Raw genomic sequence first — 26,961 nt, 5'->3', positions numbered from 1 at the left:
TTGGAGGTCTTTTCCGTGCGGATTTTCGTAACCGGAGCATCGGGACATATCGGCTCCGCAGTGATCCCGGAACTCATAAACGCCGGACATGAGGTCATCGGCCTGGCCCGGTCGAATGCGTCTGCCGCCGCGATCGCGGCGGCAGGTGCCGAAGTGCGCCGAGGCGACCTCGATGACCTCGACGGCCTCGGTCGAGCCGCCGCCGAGGCCGATGGCGTCATCCACCTCGCCTTCAAACACGAGGCCATGCGGACCGGCGACTTTCCGGTCGCGATCGCCGCCGATCGGCGTGCCATCGAGGCGCTCGGGGACGCGCTGGCGGGCACCGGCAAGCCCTTCGTCGGCACAGCGGGAACGCTCATGCTCGCGCTCGGCGGTCTGACCCGGGTGGGGACCGAAGCCGACGTGTTCGCCACTGGGCCACGAATCGAGGCCGAAAATGCGGTTATCGCATTCGCGGAGCGCGGGATTCGATCCTCGGTCGTCCGTCTCCCGCCGACCGTGCACAGCTCACTCGACCATCACGGCTTCATTCCGACCTTGATCGCCATCGCCCGCGACAAGGGCGTCGCCGCCTATGTCGGCGACGGGGCCACCCGCTGGCCCGCTGGGCACACACTCGACGCGGCGCGCCTGTACCGACTGGCGCTGGAAGCGGCACCGGCCGGGACGCGGTTACACGCCGTCGACGACGAAGGCATCCCGTTCCGGGAGATCGCCGAAGCGATCGGTCGCCACCTGGATCTGCCGGTGGTCGGCATCGCGCCGGACCAGGCGAGCACGCACTTCGGCTATCTCGGTCCCTTTGTCTCGCTGGACAATCCGACCTCGAGCACCCGAACCCGGGAACTTCTGGCCTGGAAGCCGACACAGCCCGGGCTCCTCGAAGATCTCGATCAAGGCCACTACTTCGGGGCCCCGACCGCGTCCTGAGCTCGACTCGGGAAGCGCGATCGCCTACTTCGCCGGGCGCTCCGGCAGGGCGCATGCCCCGCCTTCCGCCATGCCGGTCGGGCGTACGCCCAGACCCTGGTTGTGGCGGGCGCGCTGGTTCTCCCAGGCAATGGTGGCCGCCAACTCGGCGAGCTGCGCTTTCGACAGGTGGGCCTGCAATTGGGTGCGCAGGTCGTCGAGTCCGACGGCCGGGGTAGCGGTCATGGCCTCGGCGAAGGAGATGACGAGCTTTTCCAGATCGGTGTAGGCGTCACTGGTGCGATAGCGCGGCAGGTCGAAGAGCTGTTGTTCGGTGAGACCGCTCGATTGCGCCAGGGCCGAACCGATATCAAGGCAGAACTCGCAATTCACCAGCCCGGCGGTCTTCAGTTCGGCCAGCTCCTTGAGCTTGGGGTCCAGTCGGTTGCTGAACAGCAGTGCCGTCTCGTATCCGATCGTGCCGAACAGGATCTGCGGTCGGCGGATGAGCCAGCCGAACAGGTCGGATCGGTTCCGCTTCGCCTGTCGAAGCGCTCGCAGATAGTGCCGAATCCGGGTCAGTGCTCGCATTGTCCGTACCCCCTTGTGCCGGATGGATCTCTTCACGTTGAAACTACGCCGCGTAGTAGGCTTGGGGCAATGTCCGATTCCGCGCCGACCCGTCCCGCTGGTGTGAGCGGCCGCACGCCGTCTGCAAGAATCGGGGCGTGACCGACGTGGACTCGTCTGCCGCCGAGCGGCAGTCCGACAGGAACAGCCCGGGTGAGCAGTTCCTGCGCTGTCACCTGCCGATGCTGGTCGTGACGGCGGTCATTCTGCTCGCGGTCGTCTTCGTGGCCTGGGACCGCTGGCGTCGCGGCGCGCTGTTCTTCGGCGGTGCGACGCTGCTCGCCGCCACGTTTCGGCTCTGCCTGCCGACGGCGCGGGTCGGACTGCTCGCGGTGCGCAGCAAGCCTTTCGATGTCGCCGCCATGAGCATCCTCGGCACCGCAATCGTCTTCATTGCCGCCACCATCAACACCCTCGGTGTCGGCTGAGGCGCAACGACTTTCGCGGTGTCGAAGCTGTTCGACGCGCTAGTTGTGGCAGGTGTCCCTGTCGTTGTAGAGCAGCAACTGGGTGACCTTGGCATCGGCTGGCATGTTCCGGTAGATGCCGAGGAAGCCATAGTGCGCTGGCTGATCGGGGACCGCGGCGGAACTCCAGTTGTAGCCGATCTCCAGCGTCGGATAGGCGGCACGGAGTTCGTCGACCGTAGAGCCGACGCCGATGCCCTCGGGCGTGCGGGCCGGAACTCTGCCGGGCATGATCGCGACTATTTCGCCGTTGTTGGTGAAGCCCTGCCAGCCCGCTCGTGCGGTGTAACGCCCACAGCCGGGCGGATCGTTGGTGTTGTCGAAGGCGGCGATTTCCCCGGTGGCCTCGGCCTCGGCGCGGTTCATCCCGAGTCGCAGCTTGCCGAAGCCGAGCGGGCCGAGAACGGTCGGCGCCGGGGCCACGGTGGACGACACCGCTGCCGGACTGGTTGCGGCGGGCTCGTCCGAGCAGGCCGCAGCGCCGGTGAATACCACGCCCAGCAGCGCGAACGTCATAACGGCACGATGAATACCCATGGTCTTCCCCCAATTTCGTCCATGAACCGGAATGCCCGCCGACGCGAGCGGATGCGATGTCGGCCCAGTTTGCCCATCGCCGACTCTCCCAGTCAAGGCGCAATCGATAGGCCGAGGTGCAGCCTGTGCGCCACCGCCCCGGCTGCGGCGCAACGACTTTCACCGCGCCGAATATGGAGTCAGCTCGACGGGTAGCGCTCGGTGAATACCGTGTGCTCGCGTGGGCGTCGACCCGGATGCGGCGGGGTGGTGTCGCTGTAGCCGACCGCGACCATGACCGCGATGGCGAGGTCGGGACGGTCGTCGATGCCGATGGCCTTCTTGACCAGGTCCGGGTCCCAGCCATTCATCGGCGCGGAGGACAGGCCGAGGCTGGTCGCGGCGAGCATGACGTACGTCGCGGCGATCATCGCATTCTTCACGGCGTTCTCGCGGAGCAGTCCGCGCTGTCGCAGCGAGTGGAATTCGGCGCGCGAGGCGAACATCGCGGTGAATTGCGCGTTCCACGCGCCGTTGCGACCGGCCAGTTCGGCGATATCGGCGTTCTCGGCCGTCCAGGCCGCGGTTTCGGCGACGAATACCAGCACCACCGGCGCCTCCAGCGGTTGCGGTTGCCCGAAGGCGGCGTTCGACAGGTCGCGACGGCCGGCTGCGCTGGTCACCACCACGATCGAACGGTCCTGCATATTCCAGGCGGTGGGCGCCTCCACCGCCAGATCCAGCAGTTCCTCGAGCAGTTCGCGGGGCACCGGATCCGGGCGGTAGTGGCGGGTGGTGCGGCGAGTGCGAATGGCGTCGGGAACCGAAAGTGTCTGTGCGTTCATGATTCTTACTATTGGAGAGTGGCGAACTTTTGGGAAGACAGCACTTAATAGTGCGCTACACTCCGAAAGGTGCGTACGGTGATCGAGGCCAGCGGGCTGCCTGCCGATGTCTACTCGGCGAAATGCCCCACCCGACAGGTGCTCGACCATGTCGCGGGCAAATGGACCGTGCTGATCGTCGACGCGCTCGCCGACGGCACCATGCGCTACACCGATCTATACCGCCGCATCGAAGGCATCTCGCAGAAAATGCTCACCCAAACGCTGCGGCAACTCGAAACCGACGGATTCGTCACGCGCACAGTGCATCCCACCGTTCCGCCGCGCGTCGACTACAACCTGACCGACCTCGGCCACAGCCTGCGCACCCCCATCGCCGCCCTGCGCGACTGGATCGAGGTCAATATCAACCGCATCGAGGAAGCTCGCCGCCTGGCCGCGGGATGACTGCTGCCGACGTGGCAGCGCTAGCTTGCCTCGATGACCGCGCGCCGCCCGCGTCCGCCGTAGAGCTGCCGCGCCGCACTGGGCGTCACCGTCTCGAGTCGCGTCGGCGGCTCATCCTTCAGATGCTGCTCCAAAATCTGCCCCGCCATCGGCGCGATGAACGGCGCGGCGGCGATCAGCCCGAACGAATTGAACGCCTGCGCACCCCACACGATGATCTTGGCGGAAGGACGCACCAGCAGATCCACGATTCCCGGCCGATCGAAGCGACCGAGCTTGCGCATCCATTTCGGCAGCGTGGCAACCGAAGCCAGCGACAGCAACCGGGATCCGAGGGCGTAGCTGATCCCGGCGCCATTGCGCGGTGAGGTCCACAGCAGGTGATGCATGCCCTCCTCGGCGCGCTCGGAGGTGCACAGGCGCGGGCGGACCTGCGCGAAATAAGCGCGCACCTGCTCGCGGGAGCGCGGCACATCCTCCGGCTTGCAGGTCTGCAGTTCGGCGGCGATCGCGCACTCCTGCCAGTAGCGCGCCTCTTCCTCGGGGGCGAGCGGGCCCGGACCGAACACCTCGTACGCCTTCAGCACCGAATGCCAGCCGGTGATGTGGATCCACAACTGGGTTTCGGGGCTGTTCGCGCTGTAGCGCTGGCCGCTGATCGGTTCGATGCCGGTCATCGGCGCGTGCACCTGCATCAGGTGTTCCGACGCCTGGATGGCGGTGCGGCCGTCGGCGATCGCGACGAGCAGGAAGTAGGCGAAGGTGTGGTCGAGGCGGCTGCGCGGATCGGTGTAGATGCCCTGCGAGTCGGCGACGGCCGCGGTCAGGAACGGATCGAAATGCTCGAGGACCACCGCGCGCTGGAAGCCGATTACGGCGGTCGGTGCGGTCCAGATCTTCCAACTGGGCGAATCCGGGCCGAAGAACCCGTAGTCGTCCCGGCGAAGAGTGGTCGGATCGAAGGTCATCTGCTGCTCCTTTGCCCGCTCGCCCTCCCTGAGCGGCGAATACAACGCAACCGTAGCAATTGTCGGTGAACAATACAACGGTCCCGTAGCATTTGTATTCGGATGAGGCCCCGGGGTCTGATACCGCCGGGGGCCGATGCTGAGAAGATGGACGCGAATGGAGGTGGCACGACAGTGACGAAATCCCGCACCGCGCCCGATCGGCCGCGACGGCGATACGCCCCACGCCTGCCTCCCGAGCAACGCCGCGCCCAACTGCTCGACGCCGCCTTCGCGGTGCTGAGCCGAATGGAACTGCACGAACTGAGCATGGAGGCGGTCGCGCAGCAGGCGGGCGTCGGAAAACCGGTGCTGTACACCGTTTTCAAGACTCGTGCGGAACTCGTCGCGGCACTGCTGGAACGCGAGCGGGAACGCGGTATCGAACAGGTGGCCGCCACCCTGCCGACCGATCTGCTCGGCGCCGATCCGGTGGTCGCGGCCTCGGCGACGGTCGAAGCGTTTGTCGGTGTCGCACTGGAGAATCCGACGCGCTGGCGGCTGATCCTCGCCACACCCGGCAGCGCCCCCGACGAATACCGTGCGGCACTTGCCGATTCCCGCACCGGCGTCTTCGATCAGGCCGAATCCCTGGTCCGCATGGGCATAGCGGTGGATTCACGCTGGGCGGGAATGGATTCCGGACTGCTCACCAACTCGCTGCTGAGCGTCGCCGAAATGCTCGGCAGGCTCGCGGTCAGCGCACCCGACGAATATCCCCGCGAGCGGCTGGAGAGCTTCGTCCACTCCATCGTCCAATTGCTGATCGGCGCACCCGACCCTGGCGCACTGCGAGCCGGCAAGCCGAGCGCGGGCAGCTTCGGCTGAACTGACGCGGCCTAGCGCTGCGGATCCCGGTGGCGGTAGGCCCAACCCAGCCACAACTTTCGCCTGATCGACTGGATCCGTGTCCCCGTGCCAATGGTGAACTTTCAGCTGGTTCGGCTGAGGCGGGCCAAGCGCATGGTTTCGATCAGCAGCTTCGAGACTGCTGCTGCTTCGGTGAGAAAGCCGTCGTGTCCGTCGCGCGAGACCACGATTTCCAGACCCTCGCAGCCGGGCAGGCCGTCGGCGAGTTCCTGCTGAGTTCGCAACGGGTACAGGCGATCCGAATCGACACCGCCGACCACACAGGGCACCGGGGTGGCGGCCAGCGCAGCGGTGACTCCGCCGCGCCCGCGGCCGATGTCGTGGCGGTTCATCGCCTCGGTGAGCAGCACATAGGTGGCGGGATCGAAACGGCTACAGAGCTTTTCGGCCTGGTGGTCCAGGTAGCTCTGCACCGCGTAGCGGCCGCCGTTCCATGGATCCTCATCGCCCTGCGCGTTGTTCTCGAAGCGGTGGTCGAGTTCGCCCTCGGTCCGGTAGGTCAGGTGCGCGATGCGGCGGGCGATGCCCATACCGGTCGTGGGGGCGCGGTCGGTGTCGTGGTAATCGCCGCCCTGCCAATCCGGATCGGCCTTGATGGCGGCGATTTGGGTTGTCTGCGTGCCGATCTGGTCGGCCGTGGCGCGTGCGCCGACGGCCAGCACCAGCGCGGATCCGACTCGGTCCGGCGCGCCGACCATCCACTCCAGCACTCGCATGCCGCCCATCGAACCGCCGACGACGGCGGCCAGGCGCTCGATGCCGAGCAGATCGAACAGCGCCGCTTCGGCGGTGACCTGATCCCGGATGGAGATCTCGGGAAACCGTGCGCCCCAAGGCTTTCCGTCCGGCGCCAGCGTCGACGGCCCGGTGCTGCCCTTGCAGCCGCCGAGCACGTTCGTGGCGATGACGCACCATTCGTCGGTATCCACCGGAGCACCGGGACCGACCATGCCGTCCCACCAGCCGGGCAGCGGGTGGATATCGTCGGGCACCCCGACGACGTGCGAGTCGCCGGTCAGCGCGTGCTCGACGAGCACCACATTGTCCAGCGCGGGGGAGAGCTCACCCCAGCGCTGCACGGCCAGATGCACGTCCGGAATGACCGCGCCGTTCTCCAGCTGTACGTCTCCGATGGCGATGATGCCGAGCCGCCCGTCCGGCGGTGGCAGGGCCACCGCCGGACGGGCGGTACTCGGTTCGGCACTCACAGTCACGGCGCCGCCGCCGCGAAACCGGCTCGCAGATCGGCCAGAATGTCATCGATCCCCTCGATGCCCACCGCGAGCCGGACCAGCCCCGGAGTGACGCCGGAGGCGAGCTGCTCCTCGGGCGTCAACTGCGAGTGCGTCGTCGACGCCGGGTGAATCACAAGAGAACGCACATCCCCGATGTTAGCGACATGGCTGTGCAGGGCTAACGCGTCCACGAACTTCTTGCCCGCATCAACACCGCCGCGCAGTTCGAACGCGACGATCGCGCCCGCGCCCTTCGGCGCCAGCTCGGCGGCGCGTTCGTGCCACGGCGAGGACGGCAGCCCCGCGTAGGACACCGATTCCACCGCCGGGTGCGTGCTCAGGAACTCGGCCACCGCCTGCGCGTTGGCGACGTGGCGCTCGAGCCGCAGGCTCAGCGTCTCGATGCCCTGACTGATCAGGAACGCGTTGAACGGCGACACCGCCGCACCCAGGTCGCGCAGCAGTTGCACCCGCGCCTTGAGTGCATAGGCCGGAGCGCCGAGATCGGCGAAGACCGCGCCGTGGTAGCTCGGGTCCGGGGTGGTGAAGCCGGGGAACCGGGATTCGCCCTGCGCGTCGCGCACGGTCCAGTCGAAGGTGCCGCCGTCGACGATCACCCCGGCGATCGCCGAACCGTGCCCGCCCAGGTACTTGGTCGCCGAATGCACAACGATGTCGGCGCCATGGGCCAGCGGCTGGATCAGATACGGGGTCGCGACCGTGTTGTCCACGATCAGCGGCAGGCCCGCCTCGTGTGCGATCGCGGAAATGCCGCGGATATCGAAGATCGCGCTGCTCGGGTTGGCGATGGTCTCGCCGTAGAAGGCCTTGGTATTCGGCCGGATCGCCGCGCGCCACTGCTCGAGGTCGTCGGGATCCTCGACGAAGGACACCTCGATGCCGAGCTTGGGCAGCGAGTAGTGGAAGAGGTTGTAGGTGCCGCCGTAGAGGTGCGGGCTGGAGACGATGTGATCGCCAGCGGCGGCGAGATTGAGTATCGCGTAGGTCTCCGCGGCCTGGCCGGAGGCCAGCAACAGCGCGGCCACACCGCCCTCCAGGGCGGCGATGCGCTGTTCGACCACGTCCTGGGTCGGGTTGGTGATCCGGGTGTAGATATTGCCCGGCTCGGCCAGCCCGAACAGCGCGGCCGCGTGATCGGTGTCACGGAAGGCGTAGGAGGTGGTCTGGTAGATCGGGAGTGCACGTGCGCCGGTGATCTCGTCGGGCGTCTGCCCGGCGTGGATCTGCTTGGTCTCGAAGGACCACTGCGCCGGATCGGCCGCGGACGCGATGGGGTCACTCATGTCTTGCTCCAAAAGGGTTGTTCGCCAGCAGGTTTATGGGATTGCGGGTGACGGACAACAACACATGGGGGGAACCTCCTGAGGTGCGCGCTTGCTCTCGGCTTTCGAGAGCCCGGTCATCACCCGGAGCACCCCACCGCTGCTGGAGGGTTGCCGTCCAGCAAGCCGGGGCTTCGCGCTGGCACTCATGACCTGACCGACATGGTAACCGGCGGGCGGTCGACGGCTGAAATCCGTTAGCCGTTTTCCGCCGCAACGGTGTCGATGCGCCCGGTGCACACGCGCATGAACTCGTCGAATGATGTGGTGAACGCATTGCGGGCGTCGGCAGCGGCGGCCGAGGTGTCCGCGTCGTCGAAGATCGAGTTCGTACATTCCATGCTGAGGTGACCGATCAGCTGCCACGCGCCGACGACCAGTCGCACCGGCAGCGCGTCGGGCTGGGTGCCGAGTCGTTCGGCGATCGCGTCGGCGATGGCGGCGTTCTTGTCGTCGGCGAGTTCCATGCTCTGCGCGCTGACCGTCGGACTGCTGCGCAGGATCCGCTGCATCTGCTGAAAGCGCCGGAATGAGATCGGTCCGTCGACGCTGACCGCGGCCCTGTCGACGACCTGCAGGAACGCCTCACGCAGCGATTGCAGTTCATTGCCGGTGACCGGAAGTCCGCGCAGGCATTCGGCGATGGCGAGGCCGAAATCCTTGACCGGCCCGAGGACGATGTCCTCTTTGCTGTCGAAGTACCGGTTGATGGTGCGCGGTGATACGTCCGCGCCGTTCGCGATCTGCTCGACCGTCGTCGCGTCGAATCCCTGTGCGTCGCACAGGTCCAGCGCCACCTCGATGATGCGCAGCCGAGTCTGCTGCTTCTTGCGTTCGCGCAGCCCGACGCTCGCGGGCGCGCTGGGCCCTGCATTCACCGCGCTGGGCCCTGGATTCACTGAGGCGCGTGCGGCGTCGTCGGCTGCTGCGCCCGCGCCGATCGGCGTCGATGACTCGAGCATGCCCTCATGCTATCGCAATTGGGACCGATCGTGTCTTTAACGGTCAAATGTCGCAATCAGACATTTTTCTCTTGACGACAAATGTCCGCCGATGACAGGATGACTGCACGACTTCGGATGGCGAGGAGAGCAAGATGACCGACACTGCGATAGCGGTTGACGTTCCGGAAAGACAGCGCAGTTCGGCGCGCTGGTGGGCCCTGGGTGTGATCGCTTTGGCCCAGCTCATGGTGGTTCTCGATGCGACGATCGTGACCATCTCACTGCCGTTCGCACAACGTGATCTCGACATCAGCGATGGCAATCGGCAATGGATGCTCACCGCCTACACGCTGATTTTCGGCGGCCTGCTGCTGCTCGGCGGACGGCTCGCGGACTACCTCGGACGGCGCCGGGTGTTCATCGTCGGTCTGGTCGGATTCGCCGGTGCATCCGCGGTGGCCGGTCTCGGGCAGAACGGCGCGGAGCTGTTCGCCGGTCGGGCCTTGCAGGGTGCGTTCGCGGCTTTGCTTGCGCCCGCGGCACTTTCGCTACTTTCGGTGACCTTTACCGAGGCAAAGGAGCGCGCGACCGCGTTCGGTGTCTTCGCGGGTATCTCCGCCGGTGGCGCCGCACTCGGCCTGATCGCGGGCGGTGCGCTCACCGAGTACGCCTCCTGGCGCTGGTGCCTGCTGGTGAACACGCCGATCGCCCTGATCGCCCTGCTCGGTGCGCTGGCGTTTGTGGTGAAGGACATACCGGTCCCGCGCACCGGCGGCTATGACGTGCCCGGCGCGGTCACGGTCACGCTCGGCCTGATCGCCATCGTGTACGGCTTCAGTCGCGCCGCCGAGGACGGCTGGCTGGCCGGGAGCACCCTCGCGCTGCTCGTCGTCGGTGTCGCATTGCTGATCGCCTTCGTCGCCATCGAGCGTCGCTCGTCGAATCCGCTACTGCCGCTGCATATTCCGGGTGAGATCAACCGCGGTGGCGCATTCCTGGCCGCCCTGCTGATCCCGATCGCGATGTTCGCGATGTTCTTGTTCCTGAGCTACTACTTCCAGATCACCCTCGGCTACTCGTCCCTTAAGGCGGGCTTCGCCTTCCTGCCGTTCCCGGCGGGTATCGCGATCTCGGCCGGTGTCACCAGCGCGCTGCTGCCGAAGCTCGGCCCGCGTCCGCTGATGGTGGCGGGTGCCGTGCTCGGCGTCCTCGGTCTGCTGTGGCTGGCGCAGCTGAGCTTCGGTGACAGCTACGCGGCCAGCGTGCTGCCCGCACAGTTGCTCATCGCGCTCGGCATGGGTCCGCTGTTCGTCGGCATGCAGACCGTCGCACTGCACCAGGTCGAGGAGGCGGATTCGGGTGTGGCAAGTGCGCTGCTCAATGCGGCGCAGCAGGTCGGCGGCGCGGTCGGCACCGCGTTGCTGACCACCATCTCGGTGCAGACGGCCAAGTCCTACGCCGAGGCGCACGCCACCATCGACAATCTCATGGCCCGCGCCTCGATTCACAGCTACGACGTGGCGTTCTATGTCGGTGCCGGATTCTTCCTCGCCGCGGTTCCGGTGATCGCGCTGATGATCCGGGACAAGCCGGAGAATCTGATCGAGGGATCCGAGGAGGGCGCGCGGATTCCGGTCGCGGTCTGATAGCGAAATAGCTTGTCCGGGTATCGCAATCCGATGCGGTACCCGGACATCGCTGTTTCTGGGCGTGTTCAGCGGCTCGAAGCGCTGATGATCCGATGGCGCCGACAGTGGCGCGGACCACGTCCGACCTACTTGTCGGTAACAATTTCGGGCGTCTTCACATGGGGGGCTGCCCGCGCGGTGAGGTCAATGGCAGCAGTACGCTTGTCTTGTTTGCACCACACGTCTCGCGGACAACGCGGGACATATACGTTGTCTGTTGGAACAGCTGGGGTCCGCTCACAAGCGTGTTCGCCTGGCCGTGCAATGAGGGCACCATCCTAGGAGGACACGAAGATCCATGTCCAAGATCAAGGTTGAAGGCACAGTCGTCGAACTCGACGGCGACGAGATGACCCGGATCATCTGGCAGTTCATCAAGGACAAGCTGATCCACCCGTATCTCGACGTGAACCTCGAGTACTACGACCTCGGCATCGAATATCGGGACAAGACCGACGACCAGGTCACGATCGATGCCGCGAACGCCATCAAGGAACACGGTGTCGGCGTCAAATGCGCCACGATCACCCCGGATGAGGCCAGGGTCGAGGAATTCGGCCTGAAGAAGATGTGGCGCTCGCCCAACGGCACCATCCGCAACATTCTGGGCGGCACCATCTTCCGCGCGCCGATCATCATCTCGAATGTGCCGCGACTGGTCCCCGGCTGGACCAAGCCCATCATCATCGGCCGTCACGCGTTCGGCGATCAGTACCGCGCCACCGACTTCAAGGTGTTCCAGGGCGGCACCGTCACCCTCACCTTCACCCCGGACGACGGCAGCGAGCCGATCGTGCACGAGGTCGTGAAGATGCCCGAGGACGGCGGCGTCGTGATGGGTATGTACAACTTCCAGAAGTCCATCGAGGACTTCGCGCGGGCCACGTTCAACTACGGGCTGCAGCAGAACTACCCGGTCTACATGTCGACCAAGAACACCATCCTCAAGGCCTACGACGGCATGTTCAAGGACACCTTCCAGGAGGTGTTCGACGCCGAGTTCAAGACCCAGTTCGACGCGGCCGGACTCACCTACGAGCACCGCCTCATCGACGATATGGTCGCCTCCTCCATGAAGTGGGAGGGCGGCTACGTCTGGGCCTGCAAGAACTACGACGGCGACGTGCAGTCCGACACCGTGGCCCAGGGCTTCGGCTCGCTCGGCCTGATGACCTCGGTGCTGCTGACCCCGGACGGCAAGACCTGTGAGGCCGAGGCCGCGCACGGCACCGTCACCCGGCACTACCGCCAGCACCAGCAGGGCAAGCCGACCTCGACCAACCCGATCGCATCGATCTTCGCCTGGACCCGCGGCCTCGAGCACCGCGGCAAGCTGGACAACACCCCCGAGGTGATCGGCTTCGCGCAGACCCTCGAGGACGTCGTCATCAAGACCGTCGAGGGCGGCCAGATGACCAAGGACCTGGCGCTGCTCGTCGGCAGCGACCAGGGCTACCTGACCACCGAGGAATTCCTCGGTGCGCTCGACGCCAACCTGGCCCGCGCCCTGCGCTGACAGGTTGAATTGAATACCCGGCGCTGGGCAAGAGCCAGCGCCGGGCGCGACATACGGGCACCCGCACCACACCGGTGGTACGGGTGCCCGCACTGTTTCCCGGGCCGTGCGCTCCTTTCTCGGGATCCGCACTCGCTTGCGGGCACCCCAAGCCGTTCGGATCCTGACCGAGGGGGCCGGAGTCGCGGGGTGGTGCCCATTGGGCTGCCCGGTATGCGCGGTATGGCAGTGGTTGGTATGACTTCTCGATTCTGACGTGTGGGAACTCACGTTTACCCGGGAAGCGGAGGCAGTCGCCGGGCGGTTACATGAATACGTGACCAGATCCGTTGCCGCACAGACCCGAGTACTCGCCGAGGCCGAGCGGACGGACTGGCATATTCCGGCGATGCTGGCGCTGGCCCTCGGTGGATTCGGGATCGGCACAACGGAATTCGTCACCATGGGTTTGCTGCCGAATATCGCGAGCGCCATGGATGTGTCCGAGCCGTCGGCAGGGCATGCGGTATCGGCCTATGCGCTCGGCGTGGTGGTCGGCGCTCCGGTGATCGCCGCACTGGCCGCGCGGGTGCCGCGCAAACGTCTGCTCGTCGCCCTGATGGTGGCGTTCACCATCGGAAACGCGGCGACCGTCATCGCGCCCTCGTTCGAAACCCTGGTCATCGCGCGGTTCATTTCGGGCCTGCCGCACGGCGCGTACTTCGGTGTCGCCTCGCTGGCCGCCGCCACACTGGCACCGGTCGGGCAGCGCGCGAAGGCGGTTGCCGCGGTTATGCTGGGGTTGAGCGCCGCCAATGTTGTCGGCGTTCCCAGTACGACTTGGCTGGGCCAGCATCTCGGCTGGCGCGACGCCTTCATAGTGGTCGCGGCGATCGGTGTCGCCACCGTCGCGGCCCTGATCCGGTTCGTCCCGGAACTGCACGGCATCCGGATCACCAATCCGATGACCGAACTCGGCGCACTGCGTCGCCCGCAAGTGCTGCTGACCCTGCTGGTCGGCGCGATCGGCTTCGGCGGCATGTTCGCCGTCTACACCTACATCACCACCACGCTGACCGATGTGGCGGGCATGCGGCTCGGCCTGGTTCCGTTCGTGCTCATGCTCTTCGGCCTCGGCATGGTCGCGGGCAATATCGTCGGCGGCATTCTCGCCGACCGCGGCGTCGATCGGGCGATCTACCTCTCGATGATCGCCATGGTGGTCATCCTCGCGGGATTCGTTGCCGCCGCGCACAATCCATATACCGCGGCCGTCGGCGCCTTCCTCATCGGCGCGTCGGGCGCGACGCTCGCGCCCGCCCTGCAGACCCGGCTGATGGATGTCGCCGCCGACGCGCAGACACTCGCCGCGGCGCTCAACCACGCCGCCCTCAATATCGCCAACGCCGCGGGCGCGTGGCTGGGCGGTCTCGTCATCGCGGCGGGACTCGGATATACCGCCCCGGCGACCGTCGGAGCGGGCCTGGCCGTGCTCGGCGTCCTGCTGTTCACGCTCACGATTTGGACCGCGCGACGTTCGCGAGCGAACTAGTTTCGCTGGGTCGTCCCGCGGCCCACACTGGTCAGACGCTCGGCGCCAATGCGACGACGGGAATCACCCGATCGGTCTTGGTCTCGTATTCGGCGAAGCCGGGCATGACCTCCACCATCGCCGCATAGAGCCGATCGCGCTCCGGGCCCCCGGTGATCGGGGTGGCGGTTGCCTCGATGGTTTCGGTGCCGATCTCCAGCGTGACCTTCGGATTGGCCAGCAGATTGTGATACCAATCCGGGTTGTCGGGTGCGCCGGCCTTGGACGCGATGATCACCAGCCGGTCGCCGTCACGGATATAGGCGGCCGGATTCGTGCGTGGCAGCCCGGTCTTCGCGCCGGTCGTGGTGAGCAGCAGCAGGTCCTTGCCCTCGAACGGGCCGCCGACCTTGCCATTGTTCGCCCGGAACTCCGCGATGATGTTCGCATTCCAGTCGGTCATCTGCGCTCCTTGTTCGGTGCTGTCGGTGGACACAATCGTCGTCGGTTTCGCACCATTTGCGATCACTTTCGCCGATCGGCGATGGATCAGATCTGCTCCAGGCAGCCCAGTTCGCGCACGACGCGAGCGAATGCGCGGATCTGCTCGGTTTCGGAGTCGCTGCGCCAGACCGGCGCCCATCGAACCATGTGCGAATCGGTGATGGGCACGTAGCTGATGCCGGGCCGGTTGTAGTACCGGGCGATGTGGCTCATGCAGCTGGTGAAGACGTCGCTGGTGCTGGCGGTGGTCAGGATGTCCTCGAGTGTCGAGATCGGCGCGACTCGGTGGATGGGACGGCCCGAGGGGGTGTGGAAGGGGCTGACGGCGTCCTCCCAGTAGTCGGGCAGTGGTGCCGCCGGTTCCAGCACGCCGCGGTCGCCGAAGACCTCCAGCGACACCCATTTCTCGCCCGCGAGCTCGTGGCGGTCGGGCATCATCGCCACCATCGGCTCCGCGGAGATGATCGGCCCGACCGTCAGGCCGGGTTCTTCGACGGGCACCCAGGCGATGACGATGTCGGCTTCGTCGCGACTGAGCGGGCCGAACTGGTCGCTGAACTCGCTGCTGCGGATCTGCAGTTCCCAGGCCGGATGTCGCTTGCGGAAGGCGTCCCAGAACGGCTGATAGTCGTAAGGGTTGTAGCCGATCATGGCGACGCGCAGCACGCCGGAGACGCCCTGCGCCGCCCGCCGGGCATTCTCGATCGCCCGGACCACGCCCCGATAATTCGGGAGCAACTCGACGAGGAGTTGGCGGCCGAGCGGGGTGAGCTGGACGTTACGGGGATTGGACCGGTCGATCAGACGACCGCCGATACGGCGTTCCTGACTCTTGATGGATTGACTGACCCGCGCCTGGGACAGGTGCAACCGTTGCGCGGTCCTGCCGAAATGCAGTTCCTCGGCCAGCATCAGGAAGATCTCGATGTCTCTGAGCTCCAACGAGATCCTCCCGCTCGGTCCTTCAGACGTGCTCCCCGAACATTACGGCGTCATCGGTGCTCCCGCAGCGGCGCGCCGCTGTGCTTCGCACCGGCGATCACGCCGATCAGCACCGCCTCCTGATCGCTGTCGTTGCGCCAGGCGTGCACGACACCGTTGAGGACGAGCCAGTCCCCGGGCGCCAGGCGAATCTCGGTGTCCTCCAGCAGGCACACCGACTCGCCCGTGAGCTGCATCAGGCAGTCCACCGACGCGGTCGCGTGGAACCCGGTGAAACCCGCTGCCGCACCGTAGGTTCCGGGCGGGTTCGGATCATCGACGACGGACACCGAGGCCGTCATCTGTGCCATGGCGGCCGCCGCGGCCTGGACCGGATCCGTGGGGGCGGCCCAGTCGTCCGGATCGAAGCGCGGCGGGAAGACCAGTCGCATGACATGGACGCCCCCGGGGAGAGGGATCAGCGGACCCTCGAATTCGGGCGGAGCCCCCGCGTCGGGGAATGTGGGTGGTGTATCGGCTGCCCAGATCGTGTCCGGACCGTGCCCGCTCGGCGCGATCTCCGCATCGCTGACCACGACGGCCTTTCCATTCGTGTCATGGCCGGTGACCACACGTCGAATGCCCATCTCTCAGATGACTTTCCGGAAGAAATCGCGCATATCCGCGAGCAGCAGGTCCGGCGCTTCGTGGGCGGCCCAGTGTCCGCCGCGGGTATATTCGTGCCACTGCACGATATTGCTGTGATCGCGTTCGGCGAACTTGCGCGGCGGTTTGAAGTCGTGGCCGAAGGAGGCGAGCCCGATCGGCACGGTAGTCGGGGTCGGATGATCATTGTGGACGTAGCAGCGGCCAACGGGCGCGCAGGTGTTGGTGAACCAATAGATCGAGACATTGGTCAAGATCTCTTCCCGTGTCATGGAATCGGTGAGCAACTGCCCGCTGCGGGCGAGTTGGCCGATCGGCGAATCGAAGCGGGCGTGCCCGAGGGGCTGTGGCAGGGCCCGCTCGTGGCTGGAGTGCTCCAGGAACTTCCGGCCGAATTGGATGAGCATCAGCTCTTGGTCGCTGAGTCCGTCCAGCTCGCCCGGCTCGCCCTTCGGGAAGGAGAAGATCTGATCGACGTGCACGCCGACCACCTTTTCCGGTGCGAGCCTGCCCATTTCGGGCGCGATGGTGGCGCCGCTGTCATTGCCGTGCACGCCGTAGCGGTCATAGCCGAGTCGGATCATCAGCTCGTTGAACGTCGCAGCGATCCGTACCGGATGCCAGCTCGCCGCACGCGTCGGCCCGGAGAACGCGACGCCGGGGTAGGACGGGATCACCACGTGGAAGGCATCCGCCGGATCACCGCCATGAGCGCGCGGATCGGTCAATTCGCCGACCAGGCCGAGGAATTCGGTGAACGAGCTGGGCCACCCATGGGCGAGCAGTAGCGGCATGGCATCCGGCTCCGGCGACCTGACGTGCACGAAATGGATCTTCTGCCCGTCGATTTCGGTGGTGAACTGCGCAAAGGAGTTGAGCCGCCGCTCTTGTGCACGCCAATCGAAGGTGTCGCGCCAGTATTCGAGCAGCGGACCGACATAGGAAAGCGGGACTCCGTATTCCAAGTCGGGCCGTACCGATGGGCCGACGTCCACCCGGCCCGCGATTGCCATGGCGGGCAGTTCCGAGACGAGCCGGGTGTGCGTCAGGCGGAAGGCGAGGTCGTCCAGGTCGGCCTGCGGTATATCGATGCGGAAGGGTTCGATCTCGGACAATTCAGCTCCAACGGGTCGTGCCGACATGCCGTTTCAGCGTGGTGCTTGCGGCAATGCGGGAACAACGCCGTTTTCGAGCCGATCCGATCACTACTACTTATCGAACGGCGCTGATGCTCAGCAGGCGGTCGACGAGAATGTCGACGTACTCGTCGGTCAGCGGCCCGATGCCGAACAGGGTGCGGGTGTACATGGGCGCCAGGATGATGTCGACGACCTGGAGGACGTCGGGGGCGTTTTCGCCGCGGGCGGTGGCCCGGTCGAGCATGTGCTGGATCTGCTCGACTCGTATGGCGAGGAACCGGTCGCGGGTGCGTTCGCCGTCCGCGCCCGTATCGATGAGGGCCAGGATCGTGCGCAGCAGTGCAAGTCCGTTGGGGCCGTTCACATCTCGGGCGGCCTGCGCGGCATAGGCGTGCAGATCGCGCGCGAGGGAACCGGTATCGGGCATCGATGACTCGGTGGTGAGTCGGTCGACGGTCACCTCCATGGCCAGCGCCTCGAGATTGCCCCAGCGCCGGTAGATGCTGGTGTCGGCCACGCCGGCGCGTGCTGCGACGTCGGCGACGGTGAAGTTGCCGTAGCCGCGCTCGGCGATCAGCTCGGTGACCGCCTGATGCACCGCCGCACGCACTCGGGCGCTGCGACCTCCAAGGCGGCGGGCGCGCGGGGATTCGTCCATGCGGGCCATGTTAACGCAGTTGGCACTTGCGTTTGTGTGCAGACGCCCGCTAATGTCCCTATTAACGCCGCCATTGACTGCGTTAAGGGCTGGCGAGGAACCCGATCTTCTTCCCCGGCGACTGACTTTCCGTTAGGACTGGTCGACCGGGCCGCTGTCCGACAACTTTTTCGGGAGTACGACATGACCGTGATCAATCGCATCGACCGGGCCATCGACATGACCGGTGCGGTCGTCAAAGGCATTGCCGCGGACGCCATGGGCGTGCCGACGCCCTGCCCGGAGTGGGACCTTCGCGAACTGCTCAATCACGTAGTGGGTGGGATGAATATCTTCGCCGCGCAACTCGAAGGGTTGACTCCCGTGCGTGACCATCACGACGACTGGCTCGGAACCGATCCGCAGGCCGCCTATGCCGAAGCGGCCGTGCTCGACCGCGCGGCCTGGCATCGCCCCGACGCGCTCGAGCGGACGGTCCGCCTCGGCTTCGGCGAGGTGCCCGGGCCGATGGCGGCGGTGATCCACCTGACCGAAGTTCTCGTGCACGGCGTCGATTTGGCGGTGGCCACCGGACAGGAGCAATTGCTCGACGAGCAGTTGTGCGAGGAGATGCTGGCGATCATGCGCGAGGTCGGTATGGAAAACTTTCGCGGGCCGGGTATGTTCGGCCCAGAGGTCGAGGCGCCTGCCGACGCTCCTGCGCACCGCCGGTTGGCCGCCTACGTCGGCCGGAAACTCTGACGGGGGCGTATCAACATACAGATCTGTATGTAAGTGTAGAATCGCCGGAATGACCAGGTCCGAAGCGTCCAAGCAGCAGCGCCGCACCCAGGAGCAGCGCAGTAGCGAGATGCGCACCCGGTTGCTCGACGCGACCATAGACTGCCTGGTCGAATACGGATATGCGGGGACGACGACGCCGCGGGTCGCCGAGCGGGCCGGGGTCACCCGCGGTGCGCAGGTGCACCACTTCGGGTCCAAGGCCGATCTGGTGGTGGCCGCGATCAGTCATTTGGCGCAGTTGCGCGCGGAGACCGCGATGCGGGAGATGTCCAAGGTGCAGGGTGGCGACGATCCGGTCGGGGCGGCGCTGGACTTTCTGTGGGAGTTGCATCAGGGGCCGCTGTTCATCGCCACCGTCGAACTATGGGTGGCGGGTCGTACCGATCCGGTGCTGGCCTCGGCGATGGAGAAGGTCGAGCCGTTCGTCAACAATGCGGTGCTGATGGCGGTTGCCCGATTCGTACCGGATGAGATGCGGCGCAAGGAAGCTCGTGATTTCGTCTACACCGCGATGGACGCGCTGCGCGGAATTCTGGTGTCGAACTTCATCGATCCGGATTCCGAACGGGCGCACCGGCGTTGGCGGCGAGCCTCGGTGCATCTGCGCGAGATCGCGGCCGCGGCGCTGGCCGGGCGACCGCTGGCGGAGCGGTCTGTCGTCGAATAGGCGACGGCTGCAGGGCTTTTCGGCCCGACAGCCATTTCTGTTTCTGTGCTTATGTGGCGGGTGCACCCGTATCTATCGGCCGGTCCCGTCCGGCGAGTAGGCATTGGCGGATCTGTGTAATCGCGACCGACACCGGTCATGGCTGGCCGTCTTGTCGTGTAGTGCCCGATTGCCCTTGGCTGATGGCGCAAAGTTCGCTTCTGGCGGTATGTCCGTACCGATTGGTCTGAGCTGGGAATTCTGGCTTTTCGCGCCTTCGCACGGGCGACACCCTTGCGGTGTTACATACAGATCTGTATGTTTGTTTCTGTTCGATCCGGCTGGATCGACCACCGTGAGCTGCCGATTCCGGCGGGTGGTCGCCCCGGATCAGGTACTACGTGAGGAGTTCGATGGCGAACAAGGTCTACGTCGTCGGCGTCGGCATGACGAAGTTCGAGAAGCCGGGCCGCCGCAAGAACGAAGACGGCAGCGATTGGGACTACCCGGATATGGCGCGGGAATCGGGCACCAAGGCGCTCGCCGACGCCGGCATCGACTATCGCGAAGTCGAGCAGGCCTACGTCGGGTACGTCTACGGCGAATCCACCTCCGGCCAGCGCGCGGTCTACGAACTCGGGATGACCGGTATTCCGGTGGTCAACGTCAATAACAACTGCTCGACCGGTTCCACCGCACTTTTCCTTGCGGCACAGGCGATTCGGGGCGGTCTGGCCGATTGCACGCTGGCGCTCGGCTTCGAGAAGATGCAACCGGGTTCGCTGGGCTCCACCTGGGACGACCGCGAGCAGCCGATGGCCAAGCACATCATGGCGCTGGCCGAGATCTCCGAGGTGCTGTTCCCGGTGGCGCCGTGGATGTTCGGCGCGGCCGGTCGCGAGCACATGAAGCAATACGGCACCACCGCAGAGCATTTCGCGAAGATCGGCTACAAGAACCACAAGCATTCGGTGAACAACCCGTATTCGCAGTTCCAGGACGCGTATTCGCTCGATGACATCCTGGCCTCGCGGATGATCTACGACCCGCTCACCAAGCTGCAGTGCTCGCCGACCTCCGACGGCTCCGGCGCGGTCATCCTGGCCAGCGAGGATTTCGTGAACTCGCACGATCTCGCCGGGCAGGCGGTGGAGATCGTCGGCCAGGCGATGACCACCGACTTCGCCTCCACCTTCGACAACACCGCAAAGAATCTCATCGGCTACGACATGAATGTCCGAGCCGCGCGGAAGGTTTACGAGCAGGCCGGGTTGGGTGCGCAGGACTTCCAGGTCATCGAGCTGCACGACTGCTTCTCCGCCAATGAACTGCTGCTCTACGAGGCCCTCGGGCTCTGCGGTGCGGGTGAGGCCGGAAAGCTCATCGACGACAACCAGACCACCTACGGCGGCAAGTGGGTCGTGAACCCCTCCGGCGGGTTGATCTCCAAGGGACATCCGTTGGGTGCGACGGGTTTGGCGCAGTGCTCCGAACTCACCTGGCAGCTGCGCGGCACCGCGGACAAGCGGCAGGTCGACAACGTTACCGCCGCATTGCAGCACAACATCGGGCTCGGCGGCGCTGCCGTGGTGACCGCATACCAGCGTGCCGATCGCTGAGCGTCGATCCGATCCAGCGCTGACATTCCAACTGCCACAACAACACTCGACGAGGAGTCAAACCATGGGCCACATCGAAGCCACCAAGGACGTCAACGCCACTCCCGAGGCCCTGTGGGCCGTTGTCTCCGACCCGCAGACCTGGGACAAATGGTTCACCATCCACGAGCGCTTCATCGAGGAGCCGCCCGCCGTGCTGACCCCCGGCGCGAAGCTGGTCGCGAAGATCGTGATGCTCGGCATGGCCAACAAGCTGGAGTGGTCGGTCGTGGCCGTCGAACAGCCGAACAAGCTGACCCTCGGCGGCACCGGAATGGCCGGTGTGAAGACCGAATTCACCTTCGATATCCAGCCCAATGACGGCGGCGGCTCCACCGTATCGGTGTCCGGTGACTTCGAGGGCGCGCTGATCAAGGGCGCGTTGGGCAAGGCGGTCGAGAAAGACGGCCTCAAACAGCTCGACAAGTCGCTGGAGCAGCTCGACACGCTCGCCGTCGCGGCGGCCTGATACCGCCATCGAAGGAGAGTGCGATGACAGCGGAGACCACCGCGGCCCGCTTGGTGGAGTTCGACGACGCCGGTCTGGAAATCTGGTGTGATGAAGAGCGTTTCGAGGTCACCAGGGACCGGCTCGCCGAGTACGCGGCGGCCACCAATGACCCGATCGAGGCCCATCTGACGGGCGAGGTCGCATCGCCGATCTTCGGCATCGTCCCGGTCTTCGAGGCCATGATGATGCCGGTGATCGACGTGGTGCCGATGGATATCTTCGGGCGGGTCGTGCACGGGGAGCAGGACTTCCATTTCCACCGCGCGATCCAGCCAGGGGACAAGCTGGTCTCGCGGGCCAAGGCCGTCGGGTACACCAGTCGCTCCAATGGCACCACCATCACCATCCTCATCGAATGCCGCACCGAGGATGGGGATTTGGTCAACGAGCAGTATCTGACCGCCTTCTTCCGCAATATCGACGCGGGCAAGTCGGAGGGGCTGGCAGCCCCGGCACACAAGTTCGACGAGAACCTGCGGGCGCAGGATCCGGTCGCAGTCGTGCCGCAGCATGTCGATCTCGATCAGACTTACCGCTACTCGCCCGCTTCCGGTGACCCGGTGCCGCTGCATCTGGACGATCAGGTCGCCAAGGATGCGGGTCTGCCCGGCATCATCGCCCACGGCCTGTGCACCATGGCCTTCGCGTCGTGGGCAGTACTCACCGAAGTAGCCGGTTCGGATGTCAACCGGCTGAAGCGATTTGCCGTTCGATTCGCCAAGATGGTCTTCCCCGGCGATGACCTGGAGACCCGGATCTGGAAGGTCGATTCGGCCGACGGCGTCACCACCTACGCCTTCGAAACGGTCCGTGGCGAGGACGTCGTCCTGAGCGACGGCCTCGCGGAAATCGCCGATTAGCCACTTGTCTCGGCGAGAGCCGCGACATTCATATCGCCACGGGATACCGGGGCAGAGGATGGGAGTCGACGCACATGGGTGCACTGGAAGGAAAAGTCGCCGTTATCACCGGCGCGGGCCGTGGTATCGGCCGCGAGCACGCGCTGCTGTTCGCTCGTGAGGGCGCCGGCATCGTCGTCAATGACCTGGGCGGCAGCAACTCCGGCGAGGGTACCGATGTCGGTCCCGCGCAGGAGGTCGCCGATGAGATCGTCGCGGCCGGTGGCAAGGCCGTCGCGAACACCGAGAACATCGCGACCTGGGACGGTGCGAAGAAGCTCGTCGATCAGGCGGTTTCGGAGTTCGGCGGCCTGGATATCGTGATCAACAACGCGGGCATTCTGCGCGACGTCTTCATCGCGGGCATGGACGAGGCACAGTGGGATGCGGTCGTCGCCGTACACCTGAAGGGCCACGCGGCCGTGCTGCATCACGCCGCGGCGTTCTGGAAGGACCAGAGCAAGGCGGGCAACCAGCCCAATGCGGCGGTTGTCAACACCGCCTCGGCATCGGGTGTCACGGTGCCCAATGCCGGTCAGGGCAACTACGGCGCCGCCAAGGCGGGGATCGCGGCGCTGACCCTGGTCGCGGCCGACGAACTGGCGCGCTACGGCGTCCGGGTCAACGCCATCGCCCCGATCGCGCGCACCCGCCTCACCCTGGCGACTCCCGGCATGGGCGAGATCATGGCGGCCGAGGCCGAGGCCGCGGAGGCCGAGGGCGGTTTCGACGCCTTCAGTCCGGCCAATATCTCCCCGTTGGTCGCATACTTGGCTTCCGATAAGTGCGCGATCACCGGCAAGGTGTTCGCGGTGCAGGGCGGTGCCATCTCCGAACTCGCCGGTTGGCACGACGTGAAGACGATCGAGACCGAGGGCCCCTGGCTCATCGATGACATCGCCGCTCGGCTTCCCTGAGCTGACCCACCCGTCGGCTTCGCCGACTGCCACCCCCGGTTAGGAGAACACTGATGTTCGAATGGTCCGAAACCGATGTGATGATCCGCGACGCCGTGCGGACGTTCATCGACAAGGAGATCCGTCCGCACCTCGACGCGCTCGACAGCGGCGAGATGACGCCGTATCCGATCATCCGGAAGCTGTTCAGCGAGTTCGGAATTGATGCCATGGGCGGCGAGGCGATCGAGAAGATGCTCGCCAAGCAGAAGGCACGTGCGGCGGCCATCGCGGCCGGGGAGCCGAAGCCGACGAAGAAGGAAAAGGCTTCCGAAGGTAGCCCGTTCAGCGGCCAGGAGTCGCTGATGGCCGTGCTGATCGCCGAATTATCGGGCGTCTGTATGGGTTTGGTGACCGCGATGGGCGTGTCCATCGGCCTCGGTGCGACCACGATCATGTCGCGGGGCACCCTCGCCCAGAAGGAGCGCTGGCTCGCCGACATCGTGACCATGAAAAAGGTCGCGTCATGGGCGATTACCGAGCCCGACTCGGGTTCGGATGCGTTCGGCGGCATGAAGACCTATGTCAAGCGTGACGGTGAGGACTACATCCTCAACGGGCAGAAGACCTTCATCACCAACGGTCCGTTCGCCGATGTGATGATCGTCTACGCGAAGCTCGACGAGGGTGACGGTGGCGATAAGCGCGAGCGTCGCGTGCTCACATTCGTCCTGGACAAGGGCATGGAGGGCCTCACCCAGGGCAAGCCGTTCAAGAAGATGGGGTTGCACGCCTCGCCGACCGGTGAGCTGTTCTTCGACAATGTCCGGCTCGGCAAGGACCGACTGCTCGGCGAGACCGAGGAGCACAAGGGCGGCGACGGCCGGGACAGCGCCCGCTCCAGCTTCACCGCCGAACGCATCGGCGTCGCCTTCATGGCGCTGGGCATCATCAACGAATGTCACCGGCTCTGTGTGGAATACGCCAAGAGCCGCAAGCTCTGGGGTCAGGAGATCGGCCGCTTCCAACTGGTCCAGCTCAAGCTGGCGAAGATGGAGATCGCCCGAATCAACGTGCAGAACATGGTCTTCAATACCCTCGAGCGCGGCAAGGCGGGCAAGCCGCCGACCCTCGCCGAGGCCTCGGCCATGAAGCTCTACGCCTCCGAGGCCGCCACCGATGTCGCCATGGACGCGGTGCAACTGTTCGGCGGCAATGGCTATATGACCGAATACCGCGTCGAACAGCTCGCCCGCGACGCCAAGTCGCTGATGATCTACGCGGGTAGCAATGAAATTCAGGTCACCCACATAGCCAAGGGGCTGCTCGCCCGGTAGCGCCGTCCGGCGATTGCCGATCATCGCCCCACGCGGGCGATCGCATGCGTGGGGCGACGAATCCGCCTGTGCTGTAGGTCGTTTGCCTTTGCGATCGATCGAAACGCAGACGCCGAGAGGCTCTTCGAACAAGGAAGTCCGATGATCAGCGAAGGCCGTGCCCGCTATGGTGGAGTCGAGACCAGGGTGCTTTCCGTTGCCGGACAAGGTATCCCGATCCTGCTCCTGCACGGCTACGCCGACAGCGCCGACACCTGGCGCGGCGTGCTCACCGCCCTCGAAGCCGCCGACCGCGTCGCCTTCGCCGTCGACCTCCCCGGTTTCGGCCTCGCCGATCCACGCACACCGGGCCCGATGACACCGCAGTTCAACGCTTTCGTCGATGCGATCATCGCCGCGCACGGTCCCCTTGTGCTCGTGGGTAATTCACTCGGTGCGGCGACCGCGGTCCACGCCGCTTCCCGCAACCCCGACCGGGTCAGCGCCTTGGCCACCCTCGACGAGCCGCTGCTGGCCCGTCATTGGCTGGCCGGCGTCGGCCGCCGGTACGAATACACCTGGTTCTTCCGCTTTGTCGCCGCCCTCCCGATTCCCGGCCCGATCGTCCGTTGGGCCGTTCGCACCGCGGTCGCCCGCTTCGTCTATGGCCCCGGCTATCCCGCCGATCCCGAATTCCTCACCACCGCAACCCGTTCCGTCCCCGACATGCCCGCCGTAGCGGCCCGCGGCCGCGACGCGGTCCGCTACGCCCGCGAACACCCCGCAGGCCACCCGTCGCTCACCATCGAGTGCCCGACCCTCGTCGTCCACGGCGCAAGAGACGCCATCATCCCGGTCGCCGCCAGCCGTGCCCTCCACGCCCTCCTCCCCGGCAGCGAATTCGTCGTCCTGCCGGGAGTCGGCCACTGCCCGCAACTGGATGTTCCCGAAGACGTCGGCCGACTCATCCTGGAATTCCTGGCAGGGGACGGCTCTCGGCAGGCGAGCGCAGTTTCCTGAAGTTTCAAAAGGGCGTTCATCCCGTCGGCGGCTGTTGCACTCTCAGCATGCCGACAGCGGTCTCGAGCGTCTGCGACATGTCGAGCAGCTGCCCGTTGATCTGATCCAGCCGCTGGCCGATCTGGCCGAGTTGTCCGTCGACCTGGCCCAGTCGTCCGTCGACCTGCCCCAGCTGTTCGTCGACTCGATCCAGCTGCCCGCCCACGCGATCCAGCTGCTCGTCCACCCGATCCAGCCGCTTGCCGTGTTGACGGAGGGTTGCGATGACAACCCCGAACTGTCGGCCAGTGGTCACCTGTAGCTTGCGGAGCCGTAGGTCGACCTCTCGAACCGCGCGTTTCGTCGCCATCGCGGTATCGCTTGTATCGCTCGTCAAGTCGTACAGGCCGTCGACATCGCCGCGAAGTTGCCGGACCTCGTGATCTCGCTGTGGGCTCCCCATGGCCGCAACAGTAGACGTCGGCGCGGACCGAATCGAGGGGCTGCTGCCGAATTGTGGATGACTCGCTGACCTGTGGATATTCGGTGTGTCAGACCGCGCGCAAGTGGGTGCGGCTGGCGTAGATGTGTTCGGCTATCAGCGTGGCTATCCGGTCAGGGGCCTCCAGCATCGGGACGTGGCCGACGCCGTTGACGAGGATGCGGTCGGCGGAGTCGGGGAGTTCCTGGAGGAAGCGGCGCGCGTAGACGCGGTTCGGGATGATGCGGTCGTATTCGGCCATCAGCAGGCGCACGGGGGTGGGGAGGTTCGACAGGTCCTCGAGGGCCTGGGACCGTACGCAGCCCAGGATCAGCGGGATCATGGCGTCGCAGTGCAGGGCCGCGGTGATCATGGCGGCGATGTCGCGCCGGGAGACGGCCGCGGCGTTCTTGCACAACGCGAGCAGCGCGAAGCGCTGGGCGATCGGGTTGTTGATCGCGAATCCGCCCAGGCGCTTGCCGATTTCGACGATCGAGGCCAGGGCCACGAACTTCGCACCGACACGGAACTGGGTGAGCGAAGGCGACCGCCAACCGCCCGCCGGTGCGATCGCGGTGAGGGTGCGGGCCCGGCCGCGCCGGGCAAGTTCGAAGCCGACCCAGGCGCCGAGCGAGTTGCCCGCGATATGGCAGGTGCGCCAACCGAGTTCGTCGAGTTGATCCTCGATCCGGTCGGCGAGGGCATAGACATCGAGGAGCCAGCCGTCGATCTGTTCGCCACCCCAGTGGCCGGCGAAGGCCGGGGCGAAGACCTCGCAATGCGAGGACAGCCGCAGCGCAACCTGTTCCCAGCAATGCGGCGAGAGCATGAACCCGTGCAGGAGCAGGACCGGGTCACCGGATCCGACATGCAGCGCCTTGATCGGCGCGATAGGGGCGGAGGAGTTGGTGGTGCCTGACGTCATCGTCATCACCCCTTCCTGGACGGCGATGT

General features: G+C 65.8%; 29 protein-coding genes and 1 riboswitch. Of the genes, 15 read left to right on the top strand and 14 right to left on the bottom strand.

The features are described 5' to 3' along the window. Positions 1-15 precede the first annotated feature (15 nt). Positions 16-933, top strand: coding sequence for an SDR family oxidoreductase (locus ACHQ4I_RS38540; RefSeq protein WP_420776859.1), 918 nt, complete (start codon positions 16-18; stop codon positions 931-933). Between the two features lie 24 nt (positions 934-957). Here the strand turns inward: ACHQ4I_RS38540 and ACHQ4I_RS38535 are convergent, their stop codons facing one another. Beyond that, entirely contained in the window at positions 958-1,503 is a 546-nt protein-coding gene (locus tag ACHQ4I_RS38535; protein WP_420776858.1) for a carboxymuconolactone decarboxylase family protein, read from the bottom strand. Positions 1,504-1,724: 221 nt separating this feature from the next. On the opposite strand from ACHQ4I_RS38535, the gene ACHQ4I_RS38530 reads away from it, so the two are divergent. Further along, positions 1,725-1,970, top strand: a complete 246-nt coding sequence (locus ACHQ4I_RS38530; protein WP_420777081.1) for a DUF3017 domain-containing protein — start codon at positions 1,725-1,727, stop codon at positions 1,968-1,970. A 39-nt stretch (positions 1,971-2,009) separates the two neighbouring features. On the opposite strand, the gene ACHQ4I_RS38525 is transcribed toward ACHQ4I_RS38530, so the two are convergent. After that, on the bottom strand, positions 2,010-2,525 hold the full coding sequence (locus ACHQ4I_RS38525; RefSeq protein ID WP_420776857.1) for a hypothetical protein: 516 nt from the start codon (positions 2,523-2,525) through the stop codon (positions 2,010-2,012). Between the two features lie 200 nt (positions 2,526-2,725). After that, complete coding sequence (locus ACHQ4I_RS38520) at positions 2,726-3,370, bottom strand: nitroreductase family protein (protein WP_420776856.1); 645 nt, start codon at positions 3,368-3,370, stop codon at positions 2,726-2,728. A 69-nt stretch (positions 3,371-3,439) separates the two neighbouring features. On the opposite strand from ACHQ4I_RS38520, the gene ACHQ4I_RS38515 reads away from it, so the two are divergent. After that, complete coding sequence (locus tag ACHQ4I_RS38515; RefSeq protein ID WP_420776855.1) at positions 3,440-3,817, top strand: winged helix-turn-helix transcriptional regulator; 378 nt, start codon at positions 3,440-3,442, stop codon at positions 3,815-3,817. 20 nt (positions 3,818-3,837) lie between these two features. Here ACHQ4I_RS38515 and ACHQ4I_RS38510 read toward each other — a convergent pair whose 3' ends face one another. Next, positions 3,838-4,785 (bottom strand): oxygenase MpaB family protein, encoded by a 948-nt coding sequence (locus ACHQ4I_RS38510; protein WP_420776854.1) that lies wholly within the window; start codon positions 4,783-4,785, stop codon positions 3,838-3,840. A 147-nt stretch (positions 4,786-4,932) separates the two neighbouring features. Between ACHQ4I_RS38510 and ACHQ4I_RS38505 the strand changes: the two genes are divergently transcribed. Next, positions 4,933-5,652, top strand: coding sequence for a TetR/AcrR family transcriptional regulator (locus ACHQ4I_RS38505; protein WP_420776853.1), 720 nt, complete (start codon positions 4,933-4,935; stop codon positions 5,650-5,652). Between the two features lie 104 nt (positions 5,653-5,756). Here the strand turns inward: ACHQ4I_RS38505 and metX are convergent, their stop codons facing one another. The 3 genes from metX to ACHQ4I_RS38490 form a co-directional block, all read right to left on the bottom strand. Next, positions 5,757-6,908: a homoserine O-acetyltransferase MetX gene (gene metX, locus ACHQ4I_RS38500; RefSeq protein WP_420776852.1), complete on the bottom strand. Its 1,152-nt coding sequence runs from the start codon at positions 6,906-6,908 to the stop codon at positions 5,757-5,759. Next, a complete protein-coding gene (locus ACHQ4I_RS38495) occupies positions 6,905-8,233 on the bottom strand; it encodes a bifunctional o-acetylhomoserine/o-acetylserine sulfhydrylase (protein ID WP_420776851.1) in 1,329 nt (442 codons plus the stop codon). Before ACHQ4I_RS38495 ends, metX begins: the two co-directional genes overlap by 4 nt. Before the next feature lie 82 nt (positions 8,234-8,315). Continuing rightward, positions 8,316-8,426, bottom strand: a riboswitch (SAM riboswitch). A gap of 43 nt (positions 8,427-8,469) precedes the next feature. After that, positions 8,470-9,234 carry a TetR family transcriptional regulator gene (locus tag ACHQ4I_RS38490; protein ID WP_420776850.1) on the bottom strand — a complete coding sequence of 255 codons (765 nt, stop codon included), beginning with the start codon at positions 9,232-9,234 and terminating at the stop codon, positions 8,470-8,472. Between the two features lie 134 nt (positions 9,235-9,368). Between ACHQ4I_RS38490 and ACHQ4I_RS38485 the strand changes: the two genes are divergently transcribed. The 3 genes from ACHQ4I_RS38485 to ACHQ4I_RS38475 all read left to right on the top strand — a co-directional run bounded on the left by ACHQ4I_RS38485 (position 9,369) and on the right by ACHQ4I_RS38475 (position 13,951). Next, on the top strand, positions 9,369-10,862 hold the full coding sequence (locus ACHQ4I_RS38485; protein WP_420776849.1) for an MFS transporter: 1,494 nt from the start codon (positions 9,369-9,371) through the stop codon (positions 10,860-10,862). A gap of 340 nt (positions 10,863-11,202) precedes the next feature. Then, positions 11,203-12,420, top strand: a complete 1,218-nt coding sequence (locus ACHQ4I_RS38480) for an NADP-dependent isocitrate dehydrogenase (protein WP_420776848.1) — start codon at positions 11,203-11,205, stop codon at positions 12,418-12,420. A gap of 388 nt (positions 12,421-12,808) precedes the next feature. Further along, positions 12,809-13,951 carry an MFS transporter gene (locus ACHQ4I_RS38475; protein ID WP_420777080.1) on the top strand — a complete coding sequence of 381 codons (1,143 nt, stop codon included), beginning with the start codon at positions 12,809-12,811 and terminating at the stop codon, positions 13,949-13,951. A gap of 31 nt (positions 13,952-13,982) precedes the next feature. Here the strand turns inward: ACHQ4I_RS38475 and ACHQ4I_RS38470 are convergent, their stop codons facing one another. From ACHQ4I_RS38470 to ACHQ4I_RS38450, 5 genes are all read right to left on the bottom strand, one after another. After that, positions 13,983-14,393, bottom strand: a complete 411-nt coding sequence (locus ACHQ4I_RS38470; RefSeq protein ID WP_420776847.1) for a nitroreductase family deazaflavin-dependent oxidoreductase — start codon at positions 14,391-14,393, stop codon at positions 13,983-13,985. Positions 14,394-14,479: 86 nt separating this feature from the next. Continuing rightward, on the bottom strand, positions 14,480-15,376 hold the full coding sequence (locus ACHQ4I_RS38465) for a LysR family transcriptional regulator (RefSeq protein WP_420776846.1): 897 nt from the start codon (positions 15,374-15,376) through the stop codon (positions 14,480-14,482). A gap of 50 nt (positions 15,377-15,426) precedes the next feature. Beyond that, positions 15,427-16,002, bottom strand: coding sequence for a cupin domain-containing protein (locus ACHQ4I_RS38460; protein WP_420776845.1), 576 nt, complete (start codon positions 16,000-16,002; stop codon positions 15,427-15,429). Between the two features lie 3 nt (positions 16,003-16,005). After that, on the bottom strand, positions 16,006-17,136 hold the full coding sequence (locus ACHQ4I_RS38455; RefSeq protein WP_420776844.1) for an epoxide hydrolase family protein: 1,131 nt from the start codon (positions 17,134-17,136) through the stop codon (positions 16,006-16,008). Positions 17,137-17,233: 97 nt separating this feature from the next. Further along, positions 17,234-17,818, bottom strand: coding sequence for a TetR/AcrR family transcriptional regulator (locus ACHQ4I_RS38450; protein ID WP_420776843.1), 585 nt, complete (start codon positions 17,816-17,818; stop codon positions 17,234-17,236). A gap of 183 nt (positions 17,819-18,001) precedes the next feature. Between ACHQ4I_RS38450 and ACHQ4I_RS38445 the strand changes: the two genes are divergently transcribed. The 8 genes from ACHQ4I_RS38445 to ACHQ4I_RS38410 all read left to right on the top strand — a co-directional run bounded on the left by ACHQ4I_RS38445 (position 18,002) and on the right by ACHQ4I_RS38410 (position 25,547). After that, positions 18,002-18,559: a TIGR03086 family metal-binding protein gene (locus ACHQ4I_RS38445; protein WP_420776842.1), complete on the top strand. Its 558-nt coding sequence runs from the start codon at positions 18,002-18,004 to the stop codon at positions 18,557-18,559. A 49-nt stretch (positions 18,560-18,608) separates the two neighbouring features. Next, on the top strand, positions 18,609-19,268 hold the full coding sequence (locus tag ACHQ4I_RS38440; RefSeq protein WP_420776841.1) for a TetR/AcrR family transcriptional regulator: 660 nt from the start codon (positions 18,609-18,611) through the stop codon (positions 19,266-19,268). A gap of 392 nt (positions 19,269-19,660) precedes the next feature. Continuing rightward, positions 19,661-20,866 carry a lipid-transfer protein gene (locus ACHQ4I_RS38435; protein WP_420776840.1) on the top strand — a complete coding sequence of 402 codons (1,206 nt, stop codon included), beginning with the start codon at positions 19,661-19,663 and terminating at the stop codon, positions 20,864-20,866. Between the two features lie 64 nt (positions 20,867-20,930). Next, positions 20,931-21,374 (top strand): type II toxin-antitoxin system Rv0910 family toxin, encoded by a 444-nt coding sequence (locus tag ACHQ4I_RS38430; RefSeq protein WP_420776839.1) that lies wholly within the window; start codon positions 20,931-20,933, stop codon positions 21,372-21,374. Positions 21,375-21,397: 23 nt separating this feature from the next. Then, entirely contained in the window at positions 21,398-22,276 is an 879-nt protein-coding gene (locus ACHQ4I_RS38425; RefSeq protein WP_420776838.1) for a MaoC/PaaZ C-terminal domain-containing protein, read from the top strand. A 74-nt stretch (positions 22,277-22,350) separates the two neighbouring features. Beyond that, positions 22,351-23,232 carry an SDR family oxidoreductase gene (locus tag ACHQ4I_RS38420; RefSeq protein ID WP_420776837.1) on the top strand — a complete coding sequence of 294 codons (882 nt, stop codon included), beginning with the start codon at positions 22,351-22,353 and terminating at the stop codon, positions 23,230-23,232. A gap of 53 nt (positions 23,233-23,285) precedes the next feature. Then, positions 23,286-24,548, top strand: coding sequence for an acyl-CoA dehydrogenase family protein (locus ACHQ4I_RS38415; protein ID WP_420776836.1), 1,263 nt, complete (start codon positions 23,286-23,288; stop codon positions 24,546-24,548). 141 nt (positions 24,549-24,689) lie between these two features. Next, positions 24,690-25,547, top strand: a complete 858-nt coding sequence (locus ACHQ4I_RS38410) for an alpha/beta fold hydrolase (protein ID WP_420776835.1) — start codon at positions 24,690-24,692, stop codon at positions 25,545-25,547. Positions 25,548-25,563: 16 nt separating this feature from the next. Here the strand turns inward: ACHQ4I_RS38410 and ACHQ4I_RS38405 are convergent, their stop codons facing one another. Next, entirely contained in the window at positions 25,564-25,989 is a 426-nt protein-coding gene (locus tag ACHQ4I_RS38405; RefSeq protein ID WP_420776834.1) for a hypothetical protein, read from the bottom strand. An 88-nt stretch (positions 25,990-26,077) separates the two neighbouring features. Next, complete coding sequence (locus ACHQ4I_RS38400; protein WP_420776833.1) at positions 26,078-26,938, bottom strand: alpha/beta fold hydrolase; 861 nt, start codon at positions 26,936-26,938, stop codon at positions 26,078-26,080. Between the last annotated feature and the right edge of the window lie 23 nt (positions 26,939-26,961).

It is taken from the genome of Nocardia nepalensis (genome assembly GCF_048910785.1).
Classification (GTDB): domain Bacteria; phylum Actinomycetota; class Actinomycetes; order Mycobacteriales; family Mycobacteriaceae; genus Nocardia; species Nocardia nepalensis.
This window is presented reverse-complemented; position numbering and strand designations above follow the sequence as displayed.